Raw genomic sequence first — 2,040 nt, 5'->3', positions numbered from 1 at the left:
CGTAAGCGCTGTTCCGGCGGCACCTTTCGGAGGTCGGCCTGAGCGAGGATGTTGGAGCCTTTGAGGGCTTCGACACATGACGATTTCAGAGCTTACGCTTAAATCCAGCGATCCCGAGCCTGCGCGCCGGTTCGAGGTGTTCACGGGTTCCGGTCGTCGGCGGGAATGGCTGCCGCAGGAGAAGGCGCGGATCGTGGCGGAAAGCTACGATGCCGGCGAGACTGTGAGTGCGGTGGCCCGGCGATATGCATTGTCCCCGCAGCAGCTGTTTGCCTGGCGTCGGGCCGCTCGTGTGCCGTTGGCGGAAACGCTGGCACCGGAACCGTTGTTCGTGCCGGCAGTGGTGGCGGCTCCGGAGTCGGAACCGACGGGGAAACGGCAGCCACAACGCAAACGGAACGCCGCCCGCGATGCCGGCATGATCGAACTGGAGATCGACGGCGTCACCATGCGGGTCGGCCGTGGCGCCGACGCCAGGACTGTTGCGGCGGTGATCCGCGCGCTGAAGGCTACGTCGTGATCGGGCCGACGGGTGCGGTCAAGGTCATGGTGGCGACGAAGCCGGTGGACTTCCGTAAGGGTGCTGAGGGCTTGGCCGCGCTGGTGCGCGAGACGATGGGCGCCGATCCGTTCAGCGGCGCGGTCTATGTCTTCCGCGCCAAGCGCACCGACCGGATCAAGCTGATCTTCTGGGACGGCACCGGCGTCTGCCTTTATGCCAAGCGTCTGGAGGATGGCGAGTTCCGCTGGCCGAAAGTGCATGACGGCGTGATGAGGTTGACGGCTGCACAGCTCTCGGCGCTGCTCGAAGGGCTCGATTGGCGGCGCGTCCACGAGGCGCGCCGGACCCGCATTCCAGCCCAGGCGGGCTGACCCGCGACGAAGTGAATCAGCATCGATTCCGCTGTCGCGAGCCGTTGGCGAATATGGTCTGATCGGCTCATGGCGATGACGGCTGACCAGCTTCCCGATGATCCGGATGCGCTGAAGGCGATGGTCCTGGCGCGCGACGTCGAGAATGCCCGGCTGATCCAGATCATCAAGGAATTGCAGCGCCATCGCTTCGGCCGTCGTGCCGAGACGCTCCCTGAGGATCAACTGCTGCTGGGACTTGAGGAAGCCGAGCAGATCGAGGCGGCCGGCGAGGAGGAGAACGAGCAGGCTGCTGCCACGGGACGTCTGGCAAGGACTACCAAGCGTCGGACCAACCGTGGCTCGCTGCCGGCACACCTTCCTCGCGTCGAGATGGTCGTCGACATCGAGGACCATGCCTGCCCGTGCTGCCGCAGTGGCCTGCATCGGATCGGCGAAGACGCGAGCGAGCGGCTCGATATCGTTCCGGCGCAGCTGCGTGTGATCGTGGTGCGTCGGCCCAAATATGCCTGTCGCGCTTGTGAGGACGTTGTCGTTCAGGCTCCGGCGCCCGCCCGGCTGATCGAAGGCGGGCTGCCGACCGAGGCGACGGTCGCCCAGGTGCTGGTCTCCAAATATGCCGATCATCTGCCGCTCTATCGTCAGGCGCAGATCTACGCCCGGCAGGGCATCAATCTCGATCGCTCGACGCTCGCCGACTGGGTCGGCCGTGCCGCCTGGCATCTGCGTCCGGTGCACGAGCGGCTGCTTGGAAAGCTGAGGTCCTCACCAAAACTCTTCGCCGATGAGACGACAGCGCCGGTGCTCGACCCCGGCCGCGGCAAGACGAAGACGGGGCAACTCTGGGCCTATGCCCGCGATGACCGACCGTGGGAGAGGAGCGACCCGCCAGGCGTGGCCTATGTCTATGCGCCGGACCGGAAGGCCGAGCGTCCGATCGCGCATCTCGCAGGCTTCACCGGAATCCTTCAGGTCGACGGCTATGGTGGCTATCGCGTGCTGGCCGAAAAGAGCGGCGTGACGCTCGCCTTTTGCTGGGCGCATGTCCGTCGGCGCTTTTATGAACTGGCAGCTGCCGGTCCCGCGCCGATCGCCAGCGAGGCGCTAAGACGGATCGCCGAGCTCTACAAGATCGAAGACGCCATCCGCGGCCTATCGGCCGACAAG

3 protein-coding genes are annotated in these 2,040 nt (G+C 65.8%); all 3 read left to right on the top strand.

Features of this window, described 5'->3' with window-relative positions; genetic code table 11:
- The first annotated feature begins 76 nt into the window (after positions 1-76).
- Entirely contained in the window at positions 77-520 is a 444-nt protein-coding gene (locus FJ930_RS29885; protein WP_141841182.1) for a transposase, read from the top strand.
- Positions 517-873, top strand: coding sequence for an IS66 family insertion sequence element accessory protein TnpB (tnpB, locus tag FJ930_RS29880; RefSeq protein ID WP_140541180.1), 357 nt, complete (start codon positions 517-519; stop codon positions 871-873). The genes FJ930_RS29885 and tnpB overlap by 4 nt, the downstream gene beginning before the upstream one ends.
- A gap of 69 nt (positions 874-942) precedes the next feature.
- The coding region (locus FJ930_RS29875; RefSeq protein ID WP_141841181.1) for an IS66 family transposase at positions 943-2,040 on the top strand (1,098 nt) is incomplete at its 3' end.

Source organism: Mesorhizobium sp. B2-4-15 (assembly GCF_006658505.1).
In the GTDB taxonomy this organism is placed as follows: Bacteria; Pseudomonadota; Alphaproteobacteria; order Rhizobiales; family Rhizobiaceae; genus Mesorhizobium.
The sequence above is the reverse complement of the archived record's forward strand: the minus strand, read 5'-3'. Positions and strand labels throughout refer to the sequence as shown.

Bases quoted from the DNA above. Each gene is read 5' to 3' on its own strand.
- FJ930_RS29885 (WP_141841182.1), top strand. From the start codon at position 77: ATGACGATTTCAGAGCTTACGCTTAAATCCAGCGATCCCGAGCCTGCG.